At 35.8% G+C, this 24,591-nt stretch carries 23 protein-coding genes and 1 pseudogene; 11 read left to right on the top strand and 13 right to left on the bottom strand.

The genetic code is table 11. The features are described from left to right. Nucleotides 1-33: 33 nt before the first annotated feature. The 3 genes from dcuC to ACJZU6_RS14875 form a co-directional block, all read right to left on the bottom strand. Nucleotides 34-1,389 (bottom strand): C4-dicarboxylate transporter DcuC, encoded by a 1,356-nt coding sequence (gene dcuC, locus ACJZU6_RS14885; protein ID WP_235865757.1) that lies wholly within the window; start codon nt 1,387-1,389, stop codon nt 34-36. A 362-nt stretch (nt 1,390-1,751) separates the two neighbouring features. Then, entirely contained in the window at nt 1,752-2,027 is a 276-nt protein-coding gene (locus ACJZU6_RS14880; RefSeq protein ID WP_080155702.1) for a nitrogenase-stabilizing/protective protein NifW, read from the bottom strand. Nucleotides 2,028-2,187: 160 nt separating this feature from the next. Then, nucleotides 2,188-2,967 carry a RelA/SpoT domain-containing protein gene (locus ACJZU6_RS14875; protein WP_080155703.1) on the bottom strand — a complete coding sequence of 260 codons (780 nt, stop codon included), beginning with the start codon at nt 2,965-2,967 and terminating at the stop codon, nt 2,188-2,190. Nucleotides 2,968-3,379: 412 nt separating this feature from the next. Here ACJZU6_RS14875 and ACJZU6_RS14870 point away from each other — a divergent pair, with 412 nt between their 5' ends. Then, entirely contained in the window at nt 3,380-3,709 is a 330-nt protein-coding gene (locus tag ACJZU6_RS14870) for a hypothetical protein (protein ID WP_080155704.1), read from the top strand. Between the two features lie 51 nt (nt 3,710-3,760). Here the strand turns inward: ACJZU6_RS14870 and ACJZU6_RS14865 are convergent, their stop codons facing one another. Both ACJZU6_RS14865 and ACJZU6_RS14860 read right to left on the bottom strand, forming a co-directional pair. Continuing rightward, the gene (locus ACJZU6_RS14865) at nt 3,761-4,120 is read right to left on the bottom strand and encodes a HopJ type III effector protein (protein WP_408901282.1); all 360 of its coding nucleotides are present in this window, start codon (nt 4,118-4,120) and stop codon (nt 3,761-3,763) included. A gap of 71 nt (nt 4,121-4,191) precedes the next feature. Beyond that, complete coding sequence (locus tag ACJZU6_RS14860; protein ID WP_080155706.1) at nt 4,192-4,584, bottom strand: DUF2750 domain-containing protein; 393 nt, start codon at nt 4,582-4,584, stop codon at nt 4,192-4,194. Between the two features lie 411 nt (nt 4,585-4,995). Between ACJZU6_RS14860 and ACJZU6_RS14855 the strand changes: the two genes are divergently transcribed. Further along, complete coding sequence (locus ACJZU6_RS14855; protein WP_408901281.1) at nt 4,996-6,342, top strand: sigma-54-dependent transcriptional regulator; 1,347 nt, start codon at nt 4,996-4,998, stop codon at nt 6,340-6,342. Here ACJZU6_RS14855 and ACJZU6_RS14850 read toward each other — a convergent pair whose 3' ends face one another. Further along, nucleotides 6,343-7,182 (bottom strand): endonuclease/exonuclease/phosphatase family protein, encoded by an 840-nt coding sequence (locus ACJZU6_RS14850; RefSeq protein ID WP_408901280.1) that lies wholly within the window; start codon nt 7,180-7,182, stop codon nt 6,343-6,345. It abuts the gene before it with no gap. 228 nt (nt 7,183-7,410) lie between these two features. Continuing rightward, nucleotides 7,411-8,523, bottom strand: a complete 1,113-nt coding sequence (locus ACJZU6_RS14845) for a GGDEF domain-containing protein (RefSeq protein ID WP_408901279.1) — start codon at nt 8,521-8,523, stop codon at nt 7,411-7,413. A 320-nt stretch (nt 8,524-8,843) separates the two neighbouring features. Here ACJZU6_RS14845 and nrdD point away from each other — a divergent pair, with 320 nt between their 5' ends. The 4 genes from nrdD to ACJZU6_RS14825 all read left to right on the top strand — a co-directional run bounded on the left by nrdD (nt 8,844) and on the right by ACJZU6_RS14825 (nt 14,272). Then, nucleotides 8,844-10,979 (top strand): anaerobic ribonucleoside-triphosphate reductase, encoded by a 2,136-nt coding sequence (nrdD, locus tag ACJZU6_RS14840; protein ID WP_080155710.1) that lies wholly within the window; start codon nt 8,844-8,846, stop codon nt 10,977-10,979. Between the two features lie 99 nt (nt 10,980-11,078). Then, complete coding sequence (gene nrdG / locus ACJZU6_RS14835; protein ID WP_080155711.1) at nt 11,079-11,552, top strand: anaerobic ribonucleoside-triphosphate reductase-activating protein; 474 nt, start codon at nt 11,079-11,081, stop codon at nt 11,550-11,552. A 301-nt stretch (nt 11,553-11,853) separates the two neighbouring features. Then, nucleotides 11,854-13,908, top strand: coding sequence for an EAL domain-containing protein (locus ACJZU6_RS14830; protein WP_408901278.1), 2,055 nt, complete (start codon nt 11,854-11,856; stop codon nt 13,906-13,908). 100 nt (nt 13,909-14,008) lie between these two features. Beyond that, nucleotides 14,009-14,272, top strand: coding sequence for a DUF2960 family protein (locus tag ACJZU6_RS14825; RefSeq protein WP_036791038.1), 264 nt, complete (start codon nt 14,009-14,011; stop codon nt 14,270-14,272). A 65-nt stretch (nt 14,273-14,337) separates the two neighbouring features. Here ACJZU6_RS14825 and ACJZU6_RS14820 read toward each other — a convergent pair whose 3' ends face one another. Both ACJZU6_RS14820 and rarD read right to left on the bottom strand, forming a co-directional pair. Then, on the bottom strand, nt 14,338-14,721 hold the full coding sequence (locus ACJZU6_RS14820) for a nucleotide pyrophosphohydrolase (RefSeq protein WP_080155713.1): 384 nt from the start codon (nt 14,719-14,721) through the stop codon (nt 14,338-14,340). A gap of 77 nt (nt 14,722-14,798) precedes the next feature. Then, on the bottom strand, nt 14,799-15,704 hold the full coding sequence (gene rarD / locus ACJZU6_RS14815) for an EamA family transporter RarD (protein WP_408901277.1): 906 nt from the start codon (nt 15,702-15,704) through the stop codon (nt 14,799-14,801). Between the two features lie 342 nt (nt 15,705-16,046). On the opposite strand from rarD, the gene ACJZU6_RS14810 reads away from it, so the two are divergent. Next, on the top strand, nt 16,047-16,400 hold the full coding sequence (locus tag ACJZU6_RS14810; RefSeq protein ID WP_080156522.1) for a DUF2750 domain-containing protein: 354 nt from the start codon (nt 16,047-16,049) through the stop codon (nt 16,398-16,400). Nucleotides 16,401-17,114: 714 nt separating this feature from the next. Continuing rightward, entirely contained in the window at nt 17,115-17,474 is a 360-nt protein-coding gene (locus tag ACJZU6_RS14805) for an NlpC/P60 family protein (RefSeq protein WP_080156523.1), read from the top strand. A gap of 64 nt (nt 17,475-17,538) precedes the next feature. On the opposite strand, the gene ACJZU6_RS14800 is transcribed toward ACJZU6_RS14805, so the two are convergent. The 3 genes from ACJZU6_RS14800 to ACJZU6_RS14790 form a co-directional block, all read right to left on the bottom strand. Beyond that, a complete protein-coding gene (locus tag ACJZU6_RS14800; protein ID WP_408901276.1) occupies nt 17,539-18,087 on the bottom strand; it encodes a thioredoxin domain-containing protein in 549 nt (182 codons plus the stop codon). After that, nucleotides 18,087-20,189: a protein-disulfide reductase DsbD family protein gene (locus tag ACJZU6_RS14795; RefSeq protein WP_408901275.1), complete on the bottom strand. Its 2,103-nt coding sequence runs from the start codon at nt 20,187-20,189 to the stop codon at nt 18,087-18,089. Before ACJZU6_RS14795 ends, ACJZU6_RS14800 begins: the two co-directional genes overlap by 1 nt. 269 nt (nt 20,190-20,458) lie before the next feature. After that, nucleotides 20,459-21,010 (bottom strand): hypothetical protein, encoded by a 552-nt coding sequence (locus ACJZU6_RS14790; protein ID WP_408901274.1) that lies wholly within the window; start codon nt 21,008-21,010, stop codon nt 20,459-20,461. Between the two features lie 251 nt (nt 21,011-21,261). Between ACJZU6_RS14790 and ACJZU6_RS14785 the strand changes: the two genes are divergently transcribed. The 3 genes and pseudogenes from ACJZU6_RS14785 to rimK all read left to right on the top strand — a co-directional run bounded on the left by ACJZU6_RS14785 (nt 21,262) and on the right by rimK (nt 22,905). Continuing rightward, a complete protein-coding gene (locus ACJZU6_RS14785) occupies nt 21,262-21,432 on the top strand; it encodes a hypothetical protein (protein ID WP_408901273.1) in 171 nt (56 codons plus the stop codon). Nucleotides 21,433-21,532: 100 nt separating this feature from the next. Beyond that, a pseudogene (locus ACJZU6_RS14780) lies at nt 21,533-21,997 on the top strand (ATP-dependent zinc protease). 5 nt (nt 21,998-22,002) lie between these two features. After that, entirely contained in the window at nt 22,003-22,905 is a 903-nt protein-coding gene (gene rimK, locus ACJZU6_RS14775; protein ID WP_408901272.1) for a 30S ribosomal protein S6--L-glutamate ligase, read from the top strand. 59 nt (nt 22,906-22,964) lie between these two features. Here rimK and ACJZU6_RS14770 read toward each other — a convergent pair whose 3' ends face one another. Beyond that, entirely contained in the window at nt 22,965-24,494 is a 1,530-nt protein-coding gene (locus tag ACJZU6_RS14770; protein WP_107276265.1) for a phospholipase D family protein, read from the bottom strand. Nucleotides 24,495-24,591: the final 97 nt, after the last annotated feature.

Below are 24,591 nucleotides of genomic sequence, written 5' to 3'. Positions count from 1 at the left end.
CTAGCAGGGTTTTTCTTTATTTTATTGCTTGTATTACAAGCCGATGATTAGTGACATTGCTGTTGAAACAATTAACGCCCCAATCATCGGAATTGCGGTGCGTTTAACGAGTTCAAATGGTGACACATCAGCGACTCCGGCTACTGCGACAATTGCACCAGTGATAGGTGACATTGAACGAGCAATACCTGAAGCTAATTGCATTGGCATCAACATAACAACCGCGTTAATACCAACCTTATTTGCGATGTCAGGTACCATCGCTGCAAATGAGAAGAATGGTGCATTACCTGAACCCATTAAGATAGCGGCAAAAGTAATAATAATAACCATCAAAATAATCATTATTGCAGGAGACAATGAAGCATTAATCGCGAAATTAATTACAGTATCTAGTAATCCAATCACTTTCATACCATGTGCAAACACTTGACCGGCAATAACTAATGTTACAACGCGTGCAAATTGTTTACCCATGCTGTCGAAATAAACCAAGATATCTTTAAAGATAGGTTTTGCACCGTGACGAATACTTTCACACACCATTGCGACTGCAATTGAAATAAACATTGCAGTTACCACATCTATTTTTACTGATGCAATCGCCATTGGGCTGAAGATCATAATTAATGCTAAAGGAATAATTGGCAGTAATGCATACCATGCTGGTGGTGCAACGTGATCATCTTGTGTTTGAAGTTCTACTTCATCAGTAGCTATTGCGCGACGATCAAACCATTGTTGAACAAAGAAATGCAGCGTTGCAATAGTTATCATTGTGGCAATGGCAACAGGTAGCTGGTAGGTAATAAAATATTCTGTTACCGGAATATCAGCAGTACGCGCCGCTAAATTTACGTTACCTGAGGCCGGACCTAAATCTAGACAGGCGGCGGTTGCAATAACAGCGACGGCAGACATTTTACTCACGCCAAGGCGCACTAAAATAGGGTATAGAGTAACCATTAACAATAAGCCAAGGCCTGATGCACTTGGAATAAAAATATTAAGGATCTGGCCCATGATATAACCTAGAGCCATAACAAGATAAGGTGCTTTGAAGTAGCCTAATGGTTTAATGGCAATATTGACCAAAGCACGTGAAGCGCCAATATGATCCATATATTTAGCAAAACCGCCCACCGCCATGATAATAAGACCCAGTGTTCCCACTGTTTTGGCTGTGGTATTTTTTAGGAATGTAAAAATATCAAGCCATTGATTACCGCTTGAAATGTTTTCAGGTAGTGGTGTGCCAGTACTAAAAAGAATAGCCGCAGCCATCATTATAATACCGCCAAGCAGTAATGTTGTTTGTGGGTTGTACTTCTTGTAAATCAGTAAGCCTACAAGGAATATAACAATAAGGCTAAATAGTGTAACCATCATTTATCTCCATATTGGAAAGCATCCATTTAATATGGCGAAGAATAATAGAAGATTGAAAACGTTTTCACGATGGGAATTAATTCAAATCAGAAGCGAATTAATGTAATTATGATTGCGGTCAAATAAATAACATTATCAATACCAAGTGCATAAAATGAACAATACAAAAAATTATATTAATATTAACAATAATTAAACATTAAATAGTGAGTGACTAAATTTAGTCTTAACTTTCGTTATTCTTAGAAGGGATTTAAGATAAAGAGTTGGTGTTGTTGGTTATAATTACACGGTATATTTATGGTTGTATGTTATTTTATTTTTTACATTTAATATTCTATTTAGTGTGCTTTATTATGCCATTATCGTCTTTGGCAGCTAGTACACCCTCGGCAAGCTTGTCTCGTTGTTTTGTCTAATTGTGAACGTTGTACTCGGCAATAAGCATTTTTTAATGCTCTACGTGCTGCAAACCAGTCTTTGGGTTTTTCTAATATTAAATAGCCGTTAAATCGCTTAATTAATTGGGTACGGTTAGCATGAATAAATTGACTATCATAACCGATATCAAAGTAATCAAGTGCTTGTTCGATTGTAGAAAAGCTTTTGATGGTTGTTAGGATATTGGGTTTATTCATGTGGTGATGGGTTCTATTTAGGAGAGATAAACATAAGATAGCAATATTTTGTATGCTTGGTGTGGCATTTATTTTATACGCATTGCAGCAAAGAGTCATAAATAATGATCAAGCAAGTCATGGCAGATTATTACCGCCATGACTTTATTCTAATTGTACCTTATGCCGCTTGTGGTTGAAGGTAACCTAACCATGCGGTTTGGTAAAGTTGATGCGATTGTTGACGAAGTTGATTAATTTGCGCTATTTCAAACTCAGATAATGGGCGTTGTTGCTGCTGTGCTAAACGTTCGATATGTTGAATTTTTTCATATAGGTCGTGCTCTGGGCCATTTTTAATAGTTGAGATTTCATCTAAGTGAAGCTGAACTTCAGTAATAATTTGACTATGGGGTAAGCGAACTAGCACGTTTAAGTCACGGTAACCTGATGGGGTTGGGTTCTTAAAACGGTTCTTTACACTAACAATGGTCACTTCTTTTGCCAGTAGTTCATAAGCTTGTACTAGTGCTGGAATATTCTGAGCAACAATAGAGCCACGCGCAATATCGGTGATCTTAGCTGTTTCACCTTGCAATTCAGTTGCAATTTTTTGTTGTGAACGCTGTGCTGATTTAATCTGCGGAATAATAATATTAGTGGTTGATGCAAGGCTGATACTTTGTAGTAATGTTTGTAATTCTACTTGTGCGTCAGTTGATGCTAAATAAAGTGCATCAAAATCATTAAAAGGCTGGCGTAGATTATCATCTCGCCATGATTGAATGCTGTATAAGCCACTCAAGTCACGCTGGAAAGCTTTACGGCTCGCTTGTGTCTGGCGTGTTTGTGATTGGTCATGGGTATTAAAAGCGGGAGCGATCGCTGGTGCTGCCACAACGGTGCGGCTGAGCATACAAAAAAGAACAAAACTTGTACGTAAAACAGATTTTATGTTCATTAAACAACTCCTAAAAATATTGCAAAGGCAATATCAAAACATACAAAAACGGGTATAGCTAAAAAGAGGTATGTTAGTTGTAATGCGTGTCTGTTTACATGTTAGTAACTTTACCTTGAACAGAAGTTGAATACTGTGCTGATATTCATATTTTTGAATTATTTATTACAGTTTATTTACATTATTCATAATCATAGCGGGTTATTAGCAATCACACGGGTATTTTGTATATATCATGCGATTTTTGTCATAAATGATGTTATCAAATAGAGGTAAAATACGGCATAGTAACAAGATAACGATTAATCTTTGGTGTAATGCACCAAGTAGGTAAGTCGATTTTACCTAGTTATCATTTGGTTTGTATTCAATAAGTGTTGTACTTATATGGCGTATTTTTTAAGGGAAAAAAATGCAGGAAAATTTATTAATTGGTTTCGTTGTTATTTGGCTAGGTTTAACAGTAGGAAGTGTGATGTTATTCCAGCGCGGTAATGATGTAGCGAAAAAGCGCCGTTTATGGCCAATTTATACCGTGTTTAGTAATGTTGTGATTGGTGGCTTTATTATTTTTATGCAACCACCTACAGCATGGATGATTTCGATATTGATCCTGCTAGTACCTGTAACTTTACTTACTATCCGTTCAACAAAGTTTTGTGACGGTTGTGGCCAGGCAAGCCGTTCTCCCTTTTTTATGAAACCACCACAAACATGTAGTCATTGTAAAAAGCCATTATAAATTATATGACATCACCATAAAAACCACTGTAATAATATTAGCAGTGGTTTTTTATACGTCTTTTTTAAGGCTTAAGGGAAAGCACTCAAAATGAATACCGGTGGGACCTGAGATCATAAATTGACGAATATTCTGATGGTTATTCTTTTGTGGGTGTTTAATGACATCATCACGATAAAATGCACCAAAACAGGCTAACGTTTCAGATTTAGACAGGCAATGTAAATGTGCAAATGCAAATATTTTACATGATCCTTCATTTGTTCCTGCAAGATTAGTCATAGCATCATTGGTAGAACCATTGATAAATTGAGTTGGCTGGTAATGATAATTATCATTGATAGTGTTTATAACGTCTTGAAAATTAACTTTATTTGGTGTATTTCTGATTTCTTCAATGAGCGAGTCCATAATATTCCATTGGTGGGTAAATGTATAAAAAGAAGGCTAGCATCATGCTAGCCTTAATAGAAAAATTGCAGTTAGCGATGCTTATTCGCTAATGTTTTTAATTCGTAATCCAGTTCGTCTGGGTAGATAACCAGACCTTCTTGTTCTGGAATAGGGAAGACAACAAGGGCAAGTTCATCATCTTCTAAGCCGTGAGTCCAACGGCTATGCCATTTATTTAATGAAATAGCTTCTGCTTTACATGTTTCCCATTCCCCTGTTGCCCATGCTTCTGCAAATTCTTTATTTGGCCAAACAGGAACACAATCTTCATCATCAGTATTGAGCATAACGCATCCATGCTCATCGATAAGAATCCAGATTTCACGGTTAGCAACAACTTCTTTCACTAAGTGTTTGTAACGTTTTTCTGCATCAAAACTTTGAATTGTTTCAATCATTGCAGCATCTAGTGGGGTAGACATACTGTCGTCCTATTTTTTCACATTATTATTTTAAGTAAGGATAAAACAAAAGAGGAGTAACGTCTTGTGTTATCCTTGCTTTTTCTGCATTTGTAGGGTGTTAGCTTATTTGGTTAATGCCTAAATTGTTATATTTTCATGAGTGTTTAAATGTACAAATAAAACAATAAAGTACATTATATTCTGTTTTTGTTTTTTATTAAGATAAAAAAATCATATGAATAATTTTCCCATATATTTTCATTAATTGAATGAAATATAACAACTATATTAGTGTTTATATTATTAACAACTCAAACTTAGTATATTTTTATTGTTATTCTTAAGGTTGATACAATGCAAAATACACTGATCTTACCTATATTTTTTAATATAAATTGATCATGGCTATTTTCTAAAAAGGTGACTCTAATGGTAGCTATAAATGATAAAAAAAAGAGTAATGGACGTCTTGTTGCCATGGGGTGTACCTATGAACCTTGGATTGCACTATTAGAACAAGCCGGATGGAAAACACATTGTTGCTATGACCTACGAACAGCTGATGCGATATTAGAAGAATATAGCCCGTGTGTATGTATAGTTGATTTAAGTAATAATGACTTTAGTTTAAACAGTATTTCTCAACGAGCAAATAAAACCAAGCATGTGAAGTGGATCGCGATTATAAAGAAAGAGCAATTAAAGATTGATTCTATTTGCCAGTTTATAAATAATTTCTGTGTCGACTTCTTCTCTACACCGATACCGTCAAGCCAGTTATTAGATACTGCTGGGCATCAATTGGGAATGTTAGAAATTGAATCAACATCTTGGGTTGATACTAATCATCAATGTGAAGTAGGGCTATATGGTGAATCTAAATCGATTAAGCACTTGAGAGATATGGTAAAACGTGTTTCGATGACCGACGTTAATGTTTTGCTCAGTGGTGAACAAGGGGTTGGAAAAGAACTCATAGCAAAAACAATCCATAAGTTAAGTAAACGGCGCAATGATGATTTGACGATTATAAATTGTTCTTCATTATCTGATAGTGATCAACGAATGTGTTTTTTAGAGCCTCAGCAAAATATGGATGATAGTGGAATAATTAAGAGTGGTACTGTTTTATTAAATAGCGTAGAAGAATTGTCTACGTCATTACAGTTGAAATTACTTAATTATTTTCAACAGCCAGAAAATGAAAAATTAAATGATCAAGGGTGTTTGGATGTGCGTGTTATTACATCATCAAGTGTTGATTTAGAGCAAGCTGTAAAAAATAATACATTTAATAAAGAATTGTATTATCGATTGAATGTATTTCATGTCGCTGTCCCTACATTGAGAGAGCGTGGTGCAGATATTATTTTATTAGCTGAATATTATTTACAAAAATTTTCTAAAGAATATAGCACTAGAGCTATGCATTATAGTGAAGAAGCTAAGCAGTTATTATTGCGGTATAACTGGCCTGGTAATGTTCGTGAACTAATTAATCAAGTAAAACGGGTTTCATTATTAAATGACAGTAATGAAGTAAATCTTGAACATTTTGATTTACCTAAAAAAATAAACACTAAGCAGAGTTTACGAACCATAAAAGATGAAGCAGAAAAAGATGTTCTAGTGACCATGCTTGAAACTCATAAAGGGCAAGTTGCATCTGCTGCAAAAGATTTGGGTGTATCACGAGCCACAATGTATCGTCTTCTTAATAAGCATAATATTATTCCTGATGTACGTTATTATAATAGTGGTTATGCTGCTGAGTAGTTAATTGTTCTCTATTGGTGTAATCGATAACTCAAACAATAACGGACAATGATCACTGAGTGTAAATTGTGAAAGCTGCTGTTTATTATATTGGATTTGATGCTGGCTAAGCGCATTGATATTCGTTGTTGCAATAAGATGATCGATCAATTTGCGATAAGTACGATAGCGAGTTTTTTTGGTTGTTAATTTGATTGTACAATTAGCGTTAATAGATGCTGATAATAAATTAACCACAGCCGCATTACCTGTGATTTTATTGATAAATTGTCGGTTATCGGTGATCTGATGATTAATATCGCCAACAATAATAAACGGTTTTGATAGGCGTTGTTGAGTTTTAATCCATTGTTTAATTAAAATCAATTGTTGTGTGAGAGTCTTACATGCTTTGCTTTTTTGTTGGGTGAGTTGTTTTTCAGTAAAACAACCAGATTTCAGATGAAGGTTGAGTAGTATAACTGGTTGTTGATTAATCGTTATTTGAATGACACTGCCATAACGTAATTTGTTTCTAAATGGCATCGTTACACCCATAGCTATAGCTGGTGAACTTAATTGTGATAAATCAGCAATATCATCGACAATAATATTTCGTTTGATGGCAAACCCCGTATATTGATTGTTTTTTTTGAAGCTGTCTTGAGGATTGTTAATTCGTTCTGAAAGATAGATTTTATATTGCTGTTTATCAATAACACGATATAAAGCATCGGCACTATCAACTTCCTGGAAAGCAAGAATGTCAGGAGAATAAGTCGTAAATAATTGCTGTAATGCATTATAATCACCCGCCGATCGTGTAATGGGGGAGGTTGGCTTGAGTGATAGCCACTGCATATTCCAACTCATTATACTAAATGGTTGTGCGTAACTTTTATTTATACTAATAGAAAATATGAAGAAGAATAATGTTGCAAGAAAAAAATAAGGCATAGTCATTATTGTCGTTATGATGATTTAATAGTGACAATGCCTTAAACCTTTTCACAAATGTATTGCTGGCTATTTGTTAGTACAAGAATGCCGTTACTATCATATTTTCGTGTAATCATGCCACCACATATTTCATTTTTTTGTGCTGCAATACTGATTACGGCCGGCCTCTTTCGCGTTATAAAGATGATTATCCGCTTCATTAATGAATTGATTAGGTCGTTGGTTTATTTCCCATGTAGCAATGCCTTGGCTGACAGTAACATAATCATTAATATCAGAAGATGGATGTATGATCGCCAATGTTGCTAAATTTTGTTTAATGCGTTCAGCTACACGACGTGCGCCGTTTATATCTGTATTTGGCAACAACACTACAAACTCCTCACCCCCATAGCGCGATACTGTATCGTTATTTCTTAGTAAGCTGCGGCTGATTGTTGTTGCTACTGATTTTAAGCAGGCATCACCGTTAACGTGTCCTTGTGTGTCATTGAAGCGTTTAAAATAATCCACATCAATTAAAATAATTGAAAGTGGAATACGATGATGCTTTGCATTGATTATTTGCTTATCAATCGTAAAGTCAAAAAAACGCCGATTGTTAATTTTGGTTAATTGGTCTGTAAACGATAATTGCGCAAGTTGTTTCAGTAAACGCTGATTTTCGTGTTCTTGTTTAATACGGGTCGTAAACCACTTAAAGAGTAATTGTCGGCCTGATTCAATAATAATGATCGTAATAGCGAGTTTAGTAAACGCAAAAAGTAGATCAAACCTAGGATCCGCAATACTATACCAAGTTGTAAATACAAGGATTGGTAGTGTGGCGAGATAAACAGCCATGCGATAGGTATAAAAACTGAGCAGTACCACCAGAAATAATAGGTTGCCGACGATTTCAACAATAACATAGGCATGACCTAAGTTATTTAGGTTGATAATCGCTCCTCCCCACGTTGTTCCAAACAGTAACGCATAAATAGATGAAATTATTTTATAATGTTTAAGCGTTTTATTTTGTACAAAAAAAACTAACCCGAAGACAAAAAGTAGGCCTTGAATCCCAAAATTCACCGTTGTTAATAGTAAATTACTATTTTCTTTGTTAAAAAAATCAACCCAAATAACGATGGTTATTAACATTAATGTGATTAAAGAAATCTTAGATGCCCAGATAAAACCAAGACGTAGATTTTTATATATAGTGTCGTCAATGCGTGTATCTAGTGATGAGAAATACATTCAGTTAGATCCATAGTTGTTGTGCATGAGATAGTCTCAAGAATTGCTCGAAAGGCAAGTGATTTTTTTTTAATTTTTAGTAAATGTGATAATAAATTTATTGACAATGAGCTTTCTAAATAGGGTTACATTCAAATTTTTGTGACGAGTCATAACCATCGTTCAGAAGACAAACTGCTCGTTAATAAAATTGATCTTGATCAATGTTTCTTTGCGCTAGATCGCGCCTAATACCCTACATCTTGTTGCTGAACACAAATAGAACACTATATTTTGTGGTTACGTGACACTGTAATTTTCTGTGATTTTAGGAGCATTGTGTGAATCCTGTAGTAATAAAGCGTGATGGTTGCCGTGTGTCTTTCGATGTTTTACGCATTAAAGAAGCTGTTATTGGGGCAGCAAATTCCATCAGCGATTCAGAGTGTCATACAATGGATGAAGCCTATGCTACATCAGTCGCTGACGCGGTATTAAAGCAGTTCTCTGGTACTGATAACGTTGATATTCATGCTATTCAAGAGGCAGTAGAAACGCAACTTATGGCAGGTCCACACAAGGTTGTTGCTCGTGCTTATATCGAATATCGCCATGATCGAGATATCTCTCGTGAGAAGAAAAGTCGTTTAAATAACGAGATCCGTGGCTTAATCGAGCAAAGTAATGCTTCTTTGTTAAATGAAAATGCCAACAAAGACAGTAAAGTTATTCCAACCCAGCGTGATTTACTTGCAGGCATTGTTGCTAAGCATTATGCAACTCAACATTTGTTACCTCGTGATATTGTCAAAGCACATGAAAATGGTGAAATTCACTATCACGATTTAGACTACTCACCATTTTTCCCAATGTTTAACTGTATGCTAATTGATCTTAATGGCATGTTGAGTGATGGCTTTAAGATGGGTAATGCTGAGATTGATACTCCTAAGTCAATTTCTACAGCAACAGCAGTTACAGCACAAATCATTGCTCAAGTTGCGAGCCATATTTATGGTGGCACAACAATAAATCGTATTGATGAAGTGTTGGCACCTTATGTAACGGTAAGTTACAGTAAGCATTTAGAAGTCGCAACAGAGTGGGGTATTGCTGATCCTATTGCTTTTGCACAAGCACGTATTGAAAAAGAATGTTATGACGCATTCCAATCATTAGAATATGAAGTAAACACATTACATACTGCGAATGGTCAAACTCCTTTTGTAACTTTTGGCTTTGGTTTAGGCACATCGTGGGAATCGCGTTTAATTCAACAATCTATTCTTAAAAACCGTATTGCAGGTTTAGGTAAAAATCATAAAACAGCCGTATTCCCTAAGCTTGTTTTTGCGATTAAAGATGGTCTTAACCATAAACCTGATGATGCTAACTACGATATTAAGCAATTGGCATTAGAGTGCGCATCTAAGCGCATGTACCCTGATATTCTAAACTATGACAAATTAGTTGAAGTAACCGGTTCGTTTAAAACACCAATGGGTTGTCGTAGCTTCCTTGGCCCTTATGAAGAAAATGGTGAACTTATTCATGAAGGTCGAAATAACCTTGGTGTAGTAAGTATCAACTTGCCACGAATTGCATTAGAAGCACAAGGTGATGAAGCGCGTTTCTTTGAGATTCTAGATGAGCGTCTAGCATTGTCTCGTCGTGCATTAGACACGCGTATTACGCGTTTAAATGGCGTAAAAGCCCGTGTTGCTCCTATCCTTTATATGGAAGGTGCATGTGGTGTGCGTTTAAAAGAAGATGATGATGTCTCTGAAATCTTTAAAAATGGCCGTGCATCTATTTCATTAGGTTACATTGGTATTCATGAGACCGTGAATGCATTGTATGGTAATGCAACGCACGTTTATGACAGTGAAATGCTGCGTGAAAAAGCAGTTGCCATTGTACAACGTCTACGTGATGCAACAGATGCTTGGAAAGAAGAATCTGGTTATGGCTTCAGTCTTTATAGTACACCGAGTGAAAACCTATGTAGCCGCTTCTGTGCTATTGATACCAAAGAGTTTGGTGTTGTTGGTGGCGTAACGGATCGCGGTTTTTATACCAACAGTTTCCACTTAGATGTTGAGAAAAAAGTGAATCCGTATGACAAGATTGACTTTGAAATGGCATACCCAGATATCGCAAATGGTGGTTTTATTTGTTATGGCGAATACCCAAATATTCAACATAACCTTGAAGCATTAGAAAACGTATGGGATTACAGCTATACCCGCGTTCCATATTACGGTACCAATACACCGATTGACGAGTGTTATGACTGTGGTTTTACCGGTGAGTTTGACTGTACGAGCAAAGGCTTTACATGTCCTAAATGTGGTAACCATGAGCCTTCTCGTGTATCAGTAACTCGCCGTGTATGTGGTTACTTAGGCAGTCCAGATGCACGTCCGTTTAACTTCGGTAAACAAGAAGAAGTTAAGCGTCGCGTTAAGCATATGTAATAGCAATAAGTAGACTGAAGTTAAACATAAAAAGTGCTTTAGGGCACTTTTTATGTTTTAGGTATTGATAGTATGTTGTGAGATTAACCGAGATATAAAATGAACTACCATAATTATTACCCTGTTGATATTGTTAATGGCCCAGGTACGCGAGTGACTTTATTTGTTTCTGGCTGTGTTCATCAGTGCAAAGGTTGTTATAACCAAAGCACATGGCGTGTTGATGCTGGACATCCATTTACGCAGGCAATGGAAGATCAAGTAATTAATGATCTTAACGATACACGTATTAAACGTCGTGGGTTATCGTTATCTGGTGGTGATCCGTTACATCCGCACAATGTAGCTGCAGTACTAAAATTGGTACAACGTGTACGTCGTGAATGCAGTGATAAAGATATTTGGTTATGGACAGGGTATTTGTTATCAGAATTGACACCAGAACAGCTGCAAATTACAGCTTTAATCGATGTTATGGTTGATGGTAAATATGAACAAGAACAACGAAATCCTTCCTTGGTATGGAAAGGCAGTGAAAATCAGATTATTCATTATTTCAACATTGATAATTAAATAGTGCTGATTAATTAAACAATAACTGTCATGGTAAGTGGTTTTTTGTTTTTATTTTGTTGTAATAATGTTTATTTTTGTTTGTTTTCTGAACTTATCCACCGTTTCTGTGTATAACTATGGGAAAAGATATTTAATAGTGGCAGTATTTTGATCAAGGTTAAATAAAGTCAAAAAGCAACCTTGAATTTTTTATTTTTGATGACTGAACCTTGATTTTGAGACGAAAATTATTGGCTCTTGATAAAAAAAGCATTATATTTAACTAATTGAATATAATGCTTTTAAAGCAGAAAATATAATGCCAATCTTTACAAGAATGTCGCAGTTATCTGTTAATAAATATCTTGTCGCAGTTTCAAATGTTTTTTTAATGGCGTTACCATTGGTATTGATATCGACTTTTTGTGAGTTGATAGCGTTATTCTGTGAATATTTTAATTTTAATGATTTTGGACAAACGGTTCATTATGTCGGTCAAACGACAAGGGTCATGATTCCTATTTTGGTTAACTTTTACCTTGCTACTTATTTGTCAGCAGTAAAACGTATACCAAAAGGTATTGTGATTGCTACATCATTAACGGTATTTTTTATTGTTTCTTATCAATGGGATTTAATATCGCCATTAATTCCTCTTCCTAATAGTTTTCCTATATCATTACTGACAGCGTATATTTCTTGTGAAGTCATTGCTAAATTAAGAAAAATAAGATTATTTAAAGGAAAGACAGATCAGTCATTTATTGATATATCGATGAGTATGTTGGCTGGTTCCATTGTTACAATATCGATAGCATTATCGATAAGTTTTTTATTTAAAAAAATATGTGAACAATTATCTTCATTAATTCCTTGGTCATTTATTCCACGATTGGATCCTACCTCTTTTATCGATGGCCTTATTTATGAAATGTTGCGAGGCTTATTTTGGGCAATAGGTGTTAATGGGCATCATATTCTGCATTCCTATAAAACAGAGTTGTATAATATTACCTTAGTAAATATTACTGAATGGCATAATTTTGGTATTGAACTTAATATATTAAGTACTAATTTTTATGACTTTTTTACAGGTATTGGTGGTAGCGGTAATATGCTGAGCTTGGTTCTCTGTATGTTATTTTTTGCGAAAAGCAAAGGCTATAAATTACTAGCAAAAGCAGCATTAATACTTTGTTTATTTAATGTCAACGAACCTATTCTCTATGGTATTCCGGTTATTTTTAACCCGATAATGATCATTCCGTTCTTATTAGTACCAACGGTGAGTTTTATTCTTGCATATGGTGCGATTTATATGGATATCGTACCGCCATTAAGTGAAATACATAGTTGGTTAATGCCACCTTTTATTAGCGGTTATATGGCAACAGGAGGTGCAATTTCAGGTGCTGTATTACAATTACTACTAGTGCTCATTGGCATTATGATCTATTTGCCATTCTTTAAGCTAATGGATAAACGTAGTTTAGGTATTGGTGTCTCTGATATATTTTCAAATCGATTATTTACCAGTGATGAAATAGAATCTAAAACACGATTAACCAGTTTTATTCCATCGTTACATGATAATCTTCGTGCGCAGAAGAAAATTGAAAAATTACAGGATGACGGTGAATTTATTCTTTATTATCAACCTCAGGTCGATATTACAAATAATAGTATTGTTGGTTGTGAAGCTTTACTTCGCTTTAGGGATCATCAAGGTAAAATATTACCACCAACATTTATTTCCGATTTCAATCAGTTGGGATTAATGCCTGAATTAGATTTATGGGTATTAGATAATGCCATAAAAGCCGCTGAAAAATTTATCATTATTAATCCTAAATTTAAATTATCGATTAACATTTCACCTGATACGGTACTGTTGAAAAATTTTGTGAGTATTGTAAAAGAACGGATTGGTAATAGTTCACTATCTTTTCATCATGTTGAATTAGAGTTTACAGAAGAGCTTTTAATTTTAGATGAAGAAAAAGTAACCAAGATAATAGCAGAATTACAATATATTGGTATTTCGGTGGCGTTAGATGATTTTGGTACTGGGTATTCTTCGTTAGCTTATTTATCTCGTTTCGAATTTAATAAAGTTAAAATAGATCGCTCGTTAGTATTGAATCTTGATAGTCTGCGAGGCCGAGAATTATTTAAAATTGCGGTACAACTTGGAAAAATTACGCAAGCAGATATTGTTGTGGAAGGGGTCGAAAAACAAGTAGAATTAGAATTTATAGCTTCACTTGGTGTACGTTATATTCAAGGTTTTTATTTTTATCAACCAATGGCTGAAGATGATTTATTTCAACATGATTTATTAATACCACGACAGTGTGAAGTTGTTGATAATTAAGACATAGTAAAGTAAATCGTTATAGTAAATACGGTTCTACTTCCATATTGAGGCCTTATACGGTAAATTCGCTATCCTTTCATGCTCTATTGGGGACGTTATGTCACGTACTATTGTTTATACCTACAAAGAAGAAGAGAAGCGACTAATTTTCTCTTTTGATATACACCGTAACATTCATGAAGCGGTAGCTGCTGCTGAAGGTATTGATCTAACGACATTTCTAAAAATGGAGCAACAAGTTGAAGCTGTATCTACGTGCAGTAAAGCTGGACGTGAATATCGAGATAGTTATTTCCGCAAGTTAGGCTTTGGTAAAATTGCTCTTGCGAAGAAAGAAAATCGCGGTGTTGGTGAAAAATAAACCAATAATAAAAAAGCTGACATTATGTCAGCTTTTTTATTACCATCTATTTATGCCTAATAATATTAATCCAACTCGTTATATTTTTTAGCTGAGCCATAGCACTTATTGATAGGGTATTTAGCTGCATTTTGTTGGATCTTTTCTTGGCACGCTTGAAGTACATTAATATCACATTTGTCAGCTAGTCGTAGTAAATACATCATTACATCAGCGATTTCTTCACTGGCATGTTGTTTTTTTTCTGGTGATAGTTGTTGGCTTTGTTCTGGTGTTAACCACTGAAATATTTCTATTAATTCGCCTACCTCCCCACTTAATGCCATCACGAGGTTTTTAGGTGTATGAAATTGATCCCAGTTACGCTGTTGAGCAAATTCAGTAAGTGCGTGTTGTAAATCTGTAAGCTCATTAAATGGTGCTTTAACTGGGGGAGTCGTTGTTGGCATGTTTAGTTCCTAAATAGTGGCCGAAAAGCAATACAATAGCCTAACGATAATAAATATGACGTTAGGCTATCAATTCATTAATGGCTGGTTAGAATGACTTTTTTACGACGAAACATAGCGGGCATAGCTTCGACTGTACAAAAGATTAACCCTAACCAAATTAAACCAAAACTGATGGCTTTGGTTTGATCAAATACTTCACCAAATAAGAATACTGCCAATAAAAATTGTAAGCTTGGCTCAATGTATTGCATTAAACCAACCATCGTTAGACTGGTACGATTGAGTGCTAAAGCAAAAAATATTAATGGTGCAACGGTCACTGGCGCAGCACCTGCATACAGTAAAAAGGTAGTCGTACCTGATGTTAGTGCAACACTGTCACCACTAAAATATAGCCAGATCATATAAATAAGAGCAAAAGGAGTCAGTATTGCAGCTTCAATTGTTACCGACGTTAGTGCATCATATTTAATGTATTTTTTGGTTAATCCATAGATGGCAAAAAAGCTACCCATGATTAATGATAGCCAAGGTAATCGACCGTATTCCCACACCTGATAACCGATGCCTAAAATTGCTAAGATGACGGCAATGACTTGCGCTTTAGTTAGCCTTTCTTTTAAGAAAAACATTGCTAATGCAATCGCAAATAATGGGTTAATGAAATAACCTAAACTGGCAGCCAATACATCATCATGAGTAATGGCCCATGTAAATGCATACCAAGAAACACTCATTATTACGCCAGCAAAACCACACATGGCTAATGATTTTTTATCCGCCACAATATCTTTAATTGCAGGAATAGGCTGTCGAAGCAATATCATAACGATTAACATTACAGGTACGGAGAAAATAAGCCTTAATGCAAGTAATTCATTAGTATTTGCTTGAGGTAGATATTGGTAATAAAGCGGTAATATTCCCCAAAGAATAAATGAAAATGCCGCAAGCATATTACCTGCACGACGTGATTGCATGTTTACACCTAAGATTAAAAAGTAGTTGTTGCCTCAACATCATTGCAATATTGAGAAGTTATTATGGTGAACGATCAAAATGGCGCTCAAGCTTAAGAAACCATCTTAGTGCAGAGTGTTCACTTTCGCTGACATTTTGTCACTGAATTTTTATAAGTCAATATACGCTGTGAAGAAAAGGCATTTATCGAGATCATTGATTTGTTGCTAATATTACTCAAACAACAATAGCTAAATAATAATGCTGATAAGGCGTTTTTTTGATAAAATATCTAGGTAGGGTAAAGGTTGATATATTTAACTGATAAAGCCATATTATAGCATTTTAATTGAGAGTAAATGATGACTAAATTAACTGCAGATATCCAAGCAAATAAAGCTTTGTTCGTAACAGAAACACAAGCAACACGTGTTGTTTGGAGCCTTCGTAACGAAGAGGGTGATTGGTTATCTGTTGCATCTTCTGAATTTGAAGACTCTGAAGTGATGCCTTTTTGGTCAAATGAAGCAGATGCGAAAGTACAATGTGCTGATGAATGGGCAGAGTTTCAACCAAGTGAACTACCATTAGACATTTTTCTTGAAGATTGGATGATCACACTAGTAGAAGATGGTGTGTTAGTTGGTTTGAACTGGAATGAATCACTTGAAGGTATTGAATTAGAGCCTTCAGAAGTAGCTAAGCTTTACCTATAAGTTTATAAAACACTAGCCCTGTGAATAATACTGGAATAATATCCTGATATTCATAGGGTTTTTTTTTTACGCTATTGATAATTAAGCTAATTACATAAACCTGTGAATTGTATCTTATTTTCTTGAGATGAGATTTAAAGACCTCGCATTTAATATTAAAAGATTTACAGTAGTGATTGATGATATTTCATCATTTTATCTCTTCTATTGTATTAGTTTTAGCTTGCACCATGGTGTAAGCTTTTTTTTGCGTTTAATTTAATTGTATTTGATTTTTATATTATATTAATCACATCATGATTGTGCTCCATCCGCTCATTACCTTATATTAATGATATATATCTTTTTAATTATCTATACATGTATGGCTATATTCTTGAATAGTATAATTCTTCATGTATTATTATATAGATTAGATAATAATATATAGAACAATTGAATCAAGACCACAGTTATTAGTTATGCTTTACGTTAGTATGACGAATGTAACTCTAATATTTAGTAGATTGTATCGAATATATTTATCTCCACTGAAGGATTGCAGGATAAGTCGTGAAGAACGGATTGATTACAAAAAAAACGATATTAATTTTATTGGCTTTATTGTCAGCGGTAGGGTGTTCATCGTCACCATCGAATGAGACAGCGACCACAACAGCATTAACACCAGTACCAAAGCAGGAAATAGCACATACATTACCTGCTAATAACGGTATGTTTGATGGCGTTTATCATAATTGGAAAGGTACACCATATCGTTATGGTGGCTCGTCGAAAAAGGGAATAGATTGTTCTGCTTTCGTTCAAGTTGGTTATTCCAGTGTTTACCAGAAGTCGTTGCCACGAACAACGTTAGAATTAGTTAAAAAGGGTAAACAAGTTAAGCGTCATAATGCAAAAGAAGGTGATTTAGTCTTTTTTAGGACTGGGCGTAATTCACGTCATGTGGGAATTTATTTAGGTAATTTAGAATTCTTACATGCATCACAATCAAAAGGCGTTATTATTTCTCGCTTAGACAACCCATATTGGCGACGCCATTTCTGGCAAATTCGTCGCTTAGATAAATATTAAAAACTAACCCAGCAACGCATCATTCTTTGTGATCGAAAGAATAATTACGTCGCTGGGTTTTTTATTATTTCATCTCAACCCATGCTAAACGGGCAAATAATCCTGGCGGTGTTACTAATCCTGCCGTTGTACTTTGAATCTTACCATTCTTAATCATTAAAATTGTCGGTGCTCGTGAGAGTTTCCACTGACGAGTTAATGCTCTGTTGTTATCGTTCACAACAGCAAAGTTATAGCCTTTCGTATGCAAGTAAGCATGTAAACGACGATCATCACCAGACTGCATAGCAATGGTTACGATCTTAAGGTTTGCCCATTGTTGGTTATTTAGCCAGTTAATAACAGGAGAAACGACCTTACAACTGCCACACCATGTTGCCCAGATATATACCAGTACTGTTTGATTATAACTGTCTTTAAATATATCAACTTTCTGATTATCAATCGTAGTATAAGTAGGTTGCGATGTTGATATCTGCATTTTATCTAAATTACGATTGCGCCACGCTTCTAATGCACTACCCGCAATCATAGCTAGAATGATAAGTATAATAATACTTTGAATCCATCGTCGTTTTGTATGACGAGGCTTTTTATTAGTATCTGATGACATTATTTTCCTGCTTCTTTTAATGCACTAAGAACACTTTCACTTGATAAAATAACGGGTAACTCAATACCTTTAGGGGCATTAGGGCCATAGACAATATTAAAAGGCACACCAAAACGACCGTGAGATTGGAGGAATCCAGTTACGTAATCTGACGGTTTAGTCCAATCACCACGCATTAGAACAATATTTTTATTATCCAGTGCTGAATAGACGGGTTCTTGTAAAATCACTCCGATTTTATTGGCCTTACAAGTAATACACCATTGTGCAGTCACATCGACAAAAACAGTTTTACCTTGTGCAACTTCGGTCGCTATTTTCGCTGTATCTAGTGGGATCCAGTGATGATCATCCGGTAGCGGTGTTGACCATTTATTCGCGGTGAGGCTACCTGTAAATAAACTTGCACCCGCACCAAGCAACATTACAGCCAAGGTTATAATAACAGTTTTGCGTCCTTTTTTACGGCCTAGTAGCCATAAGATAATGACTAAGATAACAGCACCTAATCCCCATACGGCTGAGGCATTAAAGAAGCTGGTCATTAAACTTAGTAACCATACTGATGTTGCTAGCATCATTAAGCCAAATAACGTTTTAACACGATCCATCCATGCGCCAGGTTTGGGCATTAATGTTGCTAATTGTGGGAAAAGGGCGATTAATAACCATGGTGCAGCCATACCAATTGCCAGTGCGGTAAAAATAGCAAAAAGGGTAATTAAATCGGCTCCTAAGGCAAACGCAACTGCGGTACCTAAGAATGGTGCGCTACAAGGGGTTGCAAGTAATGTCGCAAACATACCTTGGATAAAGTGACCTAAATGAGAACTATCCCCTTTAGTCGCTAGCCATGTGTTGGTATTACTTGAGAGACGAATTTCAAATAAGCCCAACATATTGGCACCAAATAGCACCGTAATTGCGATCATTGCGCCAATAAACCATGGGCTTTGGAATTGAATACCCCATCCTAGCGCTTGGCCTGATAATTTCATTACCGTTAAAAATACAGCTAATAACCAGAATGAAACAATGATACCAGCAGCTGAGGCTAAAAACTGAGTTCTAATTTGACGACGGGCAAGTCCTTTAGCTGAAATAACACTACTTAACTTCATTCCTAATACTGGTAACACACACGGCATAATATTAAGAATCAGACCACCAAGTAAGGCTAAGCCAATTACTTTTAGAATATTGCCATTAGTTGAAGGAATATTCACGGGAAGATCTGTTGCTGTTGCTGTCATTTCAACCGCAATATCATGATCACCTATTGTGACATGAAGTGGTTGTCCTACGAGCTTAGGTGTACCAAACCAACTGGTGACAGGTAACGTTGCATATAGCGTATCACCTTTGATGGTTGTTGTTGGCTTGAGAAATGACGTATCTTTTACTGCTTGTGTATCACCGTCAATAATGACATCAGGCTGCTGCCAACCGGTGCTGTTTGTTGCCACTACGGTGACTTTTTTTTCTGCTTTATTATAAGAAACCGCTTTTAAGGTTACTGCTGGTGATGTTTTCGGAACCTGACTTTCGCCCTTATTGTACAAAAACATGGCTTCTGTAGAGGGTAATAATTTACTTGGGATAAAATCAAATGAAAGTTCGTAATCGGTTAAAACACAAATACTTGTACATGATGACATGGTTAATTTACCAGAAAGGAACACTGGTTTCGTCATGTCTTTAACATGGATAGAAAGCGGGAAAATAACATCATGTTTATAGCCAAGGGTTTCAACACCTAAAAACTCATAACGCTTAGGTAAAGGCCACTGCCAGTCGACATGACTAATATTCGATGAGGTTTCCCAATTGATACTAGGTGCAACGCCACCTTCACCTGGTGAGCGCCAATATGTTTTCCAATCAGTATCAAGTTTAACTTCAAGCAAACCTTGAACAGTATGTTTGGCGGGATCTTGCTGTCCTGTTAGCATCAGTCTAACTTCAACAGGGGGGTGCTGTGGATTAGTTACCCAACCCGTACTGTGTTGTGGCGTTGCTGCTGCTATTGATGAAAAGGTAATGCCAAACAAGGTTGTGAGTAAGGCAATGGTTAAATAGAAATATTGGTATAACTTTTTCAATCTAGAGCTCCAAATAAACAACGCATAATGATGATTTTTGCAGTATTTAACGCTGTTCTGTCTGTGATTTTTTGTGTTGAACTAAAGTGTTGTCTGCGTAAAAGTGATGAGCCTTTGGTAACGTTATACATAAGACCGACAAGAAGCAGACTTTATTTCATTAAAAATAAATACGGCCCCATTGTCGGTAATTTATGCCATCAGAACAAGTCAGGAGAGGGGGAAAGTCGACGGTTCGTATTATTTTTAAGTTATAACATATAACGCTGTTATACTTTTCTGAACAGTAGCTTGATACGGGTACTAAATGTGACTTTATTGTGGTTTTTTCCCAAGTAGTATGACTGCATTAATTGGCATCGAAGTACTTCTTGTGCGGTATTAAGCGGTGCAGAGGAGATAGTTTCTGTATTTTGTAACAGAAGCTGAGCTTGAGTTTCGGCTTGCTCATTGCTGTAACTGTAATCAATGCTAGATGCTCCTTGTACCATTAGCCATAAATGCGTTAGTGCCAGAAGATAGTCTTGCTCTTGATGAGTAAAATATGCGGCATAATCAGTACCAACAGTAGCATTAAAAACCGCTTTCATTTTTGTTGCAGCTGTCTGTTGATAGATCCATTGTTGCTGAGCTTGTTGCTGGTGTAGGGTCATAAACCCAAGCAATAAATTGATTGTTGTGCTGTCAGGACGTTGTTGGCAAACATGATCAAAATGTGCTGATGATGTGCTAATAAATTGATCCAATTGTTTTTTTATTGCCGAATCCACAGGCAAATCAGCCATGCCAAGTAATAATAATTGCTGTTCTAATGCTGACATGTTTATAAGTTCTTATTGAGGAATGATGAAAGAGTAGCATGTTCAGAGTTTACGGTAGAAGGATTAAATAGGGTTGACTATCAGTTAACTTTTATTGGAAATAAAATAATCAAAATTGACTTTTTGTATACTGTTTTTTTATTGGTATTGTATAAGGTCTGGCGACAGTAGAGTAATCATGATGTGTTAGTGGTATCTACAAGAATAAAAAAGGGATTATCCAAATCTATCACGTTGAAACTTATTGCTTAATGACATTAATAAAAAATCTTATATGCCCAATTTGTGGTAATATAAAACACGATGATACTAAAAAACAATCATCTTACGGTGATTTTACCACCGTTATTGGCACTGATTCAGGTCAATTCAGTGCTCAGTTAGTTAATGATTTCCTTGTTTATAGATTACAGTCTAAATAATGTACTGACGGTTGTTTATAATTAGATCTTATTGATATCAGTTATATTTATTACATTTTTGAATGTCTAAATTAGCTGGTTAGGAAGTTGGGTTATTGTAATGATTAATAAAGAAACAATTGTGAATAAAAATAATAAATTTATTGTTGGTTGGCGTGAAATCGCCGCTTTACCTGATCTTGGTGTCGATGATATTCATGTCAAAATTGATACAGGAGCACGTAGCTCTTGTCTCCATACTTTCAAAATTGAAGAGTTTACTCAAGATGATGAGCTATGGGTGAAATTTTGGCTGCACCCTATTCACAATAACACGGATATTGAACAGGTTTGTATGGCAAAGGTTGCTGACAAACGTGTTGTAAGAAACTCTGGTGGCGATGAACAATTGCGCTACTTTATTGTTTCAACTATTGATTTTAATGGTTAACAATGGCCAATCGAAATATCGTTAACAAGTCGTGACAATATGGCATTTCGTATGTTACTTGGACGAACATCTATGCATGGTCGTATTATTGTTGATCCAGAAGCCTCTTACCTTATTCAAAGCAAGGAAAAGTAATAGTAATGAAAATCGGTATCTTATCTCGTAATCAGTCATTGTATTCAACGTCTCGCCTTATTGAAGCGGCAGAGCTGCGTGGCCATGAAATCAAGGTGATTGATGCACTTCGTTGCTATATGAACATTAATTCTCAAAAAACCTCTATTCACTTCAAAGGTGAAGATTTAGTGGATTTTGATGCCGTTATTCCACGTATCGGTGCATCAGTGACGTTTTACGGTACAGCAGTATTACGCCAATTTGAAATGATGGGTGTTTATACAGTTAACGAATCTGTTGCGATTAGTCGTTCTCGCGATAAATTGCGTTCAATACAGTTATTATCACGTAAATGTATTGGTATGCCTGTGACAGGTTTTGCAAGTAAGCCTGATGATGTTAAAGACCTACTTGATATGGTCGGTGGTGCACCGGTAGTGATTAAGCTACTTGAAGGTACACAAGGCATTGGTGTTGTATTAGCTGAAACACGTAAAGCGGCTGAAAGTGTTATTGAAGCATTCATGGGCTTAAAAGCAAATATCATGGTGCAGGAATACATTAAAGAAGCGGGCGGTGCTGATATCCGTTGTTTCGTTATCGGTGATAAAGTGATCGCTGCCATGAAACGCCAAGGTGCTGAAGGTGAATTCCGTTCTAACTTGCACCGTGGCGGCAGTGCTGCATTAGTTAAAATTACTCCTGAAGAGCGTAAGACAGCGGTTGCTGCTGCAAAAATCATGGGATTAAGTGTTGCTGGTGTTGACTTACTACGTTCAGAACGTGGTCCACTAGTGATGGAAGTTAACTCATCACCAGGCCTTGAAGGTATCGAGAAAGCAACAGGTAAAGATATTGCCGGTATGATTATCGAATATATTGAAAAGCATGCATCTAAAAAAACAGCACTACGTAGCAAAGGCTAAGTAAGTACTGTTTTGTATATTTCAAGCCCTTCATGATGGTATTTATGAAGGGCTTTTTTTTATAAGTGCTTTTCTATTGGTAACGCGCCAGCCAGCCACGCTCCTATCTTCAGCATTGAACTACTATCTGGCTCAGAATCGAATTGTTTACCAGTAATATCATCCGTCCAAATAATGTCGTTATTGTTATCTAATGATAAACGATAAGCACTTTTTTCTAGAAGTTGATCTAAATCAGCATAAAAAATATCAGAGAAGGCTTGAGAGTCGACAATGACACCTAGCTCGGTATTTAGATACGCTGATCGAGGATCAAAATTGAACGATCCAACAAAGACTTTTTTACGATCAATAATAAATGTTTTAGCATGCAAGCTTGAGCGAGAGTTACCTAACCATGAGTGCTTTTTCTTAATATTAGGATCGGTTTTGATTTCATATAATTTGATCCCACTCTCAAGCATTTCTTTACGGTATTTAGCATACCAACCATGCACGGCAAATACATCATTTGACGCTAATGAATTAGTTACGATGGTAATATTTAAGCCACGTTTAGCCGCATTGACGAGTGCTTTTACTCCCGCTTCTGTTGGTACAAAATACGGAGAGATAAGTAAAAAATCAGTTTTTGCTTGGCTAATCATGGTTGATAAATGATGCAGCAATAAATCATCTTGGCTATTTTTTACTTTATAAGGCGTATCATAAACAAGTTCAGCGTCGGCCCAATAAAATGGCAATGTTTGGTTAGATAATTTTTTTGCCATTGGGTGTTGTTTTAATGAACGTGCATAATCAGAGGTTAAATACTGCTTTTGTGCTTTTTTCCATTGCTGCAATTGGTCTGCGGTTGGCAAGTGCGCATCAGTGACTAACATTTCAATTGGTGTTGCAGGTTTACTGTTCCAATATTCGTCAAATTGACGTGAAACCTGAGGAATAATTTTCCCCATCATTAATAAATCAAAGTCACCAAATTCAACATTATTATTAGCAGAGAAGTATTCATCACCAATATTTCGTCCACCCGTTATGGCAAAGACACCATCGGCAATGATTGCTTTATTATGCATACGTCGATTTAAACGATCAAAATCAGTTAAAAAACTTAATGGTTTAAAACTACGATTACCAAAAGTATTAAATAAACGAACTTCAACATTAGGATGTGCTGATAAATTGGCTAAGAATTGATCATCACGGTTTTGCATATCATCTAAAAGTAAACGTACACGTACTCCACGTTCTGCGGCTTGGTATAAGTACCATGTGAGTAAATGACTCGTGGCGTCATCGCGGTAGATATAATATTGCACATCCACTGTTTTTTGAGCACTTTCAATAATAGCTAATCGAGCAAGTAGCGCTGCTTGGCCATCACCAAGAGGGTAAAAGGCCGTTTTATTTGGATTTGCTTGAATATAAGGTAATGTTTTTTTTAATAAAGTGGTGTTGTAGTTGTCAACATTACTGTAAGTCGCTGTTTTTGTAGTTGATAATGGCTGTGCACAACCGATGAGGGTTAAGGTGCTGATAGCAATAAATGAGCGAGTAAAAAATTGCTTGAAACGAAGAAAAGTGATCATTAGAAAACATGTTTCTGAAAAAAGTGAAGCGATTTTACCTGTAATTATGGTGAAGTGCTTTAGATAAATCGTAATTTGTAAAATTTTCTAAATTAAA

The organism is Photobacterium piscicola (assembly GCF_046058925.1).
Lineage (GTDB): Bacteria > Pseudomonadota > Gammaproteobacteria > Enterobacterales > Vibrionaceae > Photobacterium > Photobacterium piscicola.
The sequence above is the reverse complement of the archived record's forward strand: the minus strand, read 5'-3'. Positions and strand labels throughout refer to the sequence as shown.

Coding starts and splice junctions, on each gene's coding strand:
- dcuC (WP_235865757.1), bottom strand. CDS start 1,389: ATGATGGTTACACTATTTAGCCTTATTGTTATATTCCTTGTAGGCTTA.
- ACJZU6_RS14880 (WP_080155702.1), bottom strand. CDS start 2,027: ATGAATAAACCCAATATCCTAACAACCATCAAAAGCTTTTCTACAATC.
- ACJZU6_RS14875 (WP_080155703.1), bottom strand. CDS start 2,967: ATGAACATAAAATCTGTTTTACGTACAAGTTTTGTTCTTTTTTGTATG.
- ACJZU6_RS14870 (WP_080155704.1), top strand. CDS start 3,380: ATGCAGGAAAATTTATTAATTGGTTTCGTTGTTATTTGGCTAGGTTTA.
- ACJZU6_RS14865 (WP_408901282.1), bottom strand. CDS start 4,120: ATGGACTCGCTCATTGAAGAAATCAGAAATACACCAAATAAAGTTAAT.
- ACJZU6_RS14860 (WP_080155706.1), bottom strand. CDS start 4,584: ATGTCTACCCCACTAGATGCTGCAATGATTGAAACAATTCAAAGTTTT.
- ACJZU6_RS14855 (WP_408901281.1), top strand. CDS start 4,996: ATGGTAGCTATAAATGATAAAAAAAAGAGTAATGGACGTCTTGTTGCC.
- ACJZU6_RS14850 (WP_408901280.1), bottom strand. CDS start 7,182: ATGCAGTGGCTATCACTCAAGCCAACCTCCCCCATTACACGATCGGCG.
- ACJZU6_RS14845 (WP_408901279.1), bottom strand. CDS start 8,523: ATGTATTTCTCATCACTAGATACACGCATTGACGACACTATATATAAA.
- nrdG (WP_080155711.1), top strand. CDS start 11,079: ATGAACTACCATAATTATTACCCTGTTGATATTGTTAATGGCCCAGGT.
- ACJZU6_RS14830 (WP_408901278.1), top strand. CDS start 11,854: ATGCCAATCTTTACAAGAATGTCGCAGTTATCTGTTAATAAATATCTT.
- ACJZU6_RS14825 (WP_036791038.1), top strand. CDS start 14,009: ATGTCACGTACTATTGTTTATACCTACAAAGAAGAAGAGAAGCGACTA.
- ACJZU6_RS14820 (WP_080155713.1), bottom strand. CDS start 14,721: ATGCCAACAACGACTCCCCCAGTTAAAGCACCATTTAATGAGCTTACA.
- rarD (WP_408901277.1), bottom strand. CDS start 15,704: ATGCAATCACGTCGTGCAGGTAATATGCTTGCGGCATTTTCATTTATT.
- ACJZU6_RS14810 (WP_080156522.1), top strand. CDS start 16,047: ATGACTAAATTAACTGCAGATATCCAAGCAAATAAAGCTTTGTTCGTA.
- ACJZU6_RS14805 (WP_080156523.1), top strand. CDS start 17,115: ATGTTTGATGGCGTTTATCATAATTGGAAAGGTACACCATATCGTTAT.
- ACJZU6_RS14800 (WP_408901276.1), bottom strand. CDS start 18,087: ATGTCATCAGATACTAATAAAAAGCCTCGTCATACAAAACGACGATGG.
- ACJZU6_RS14790 (WP_408901274.1), bottom strand. CDS start 21,010: ATGTCAGCATTAGAACAGCAATTATTATTACTTGGCATGGCTGATTTG.
- ACJZU6_RS14785 (WP_408901273.1), top strand. CDS start 21,262: ATGACATTAATAAAAAATCTTATATGCCCAATTTGTGGTAATATAAAA.
- rimK (WP_408901272.1), top strand. CDS start 22,003: ATGAAAATCGGTATCTTATCTCGTAATCAGTCATTGTATTCAACGTCT.
- ACJZU6_RS14770 (WP_107276265.1), bottom strand. CDS start 24,494: ATGATCACTTTTCTTCGTTTCAAGCAATTTTTTACTCGCTCATTTATT.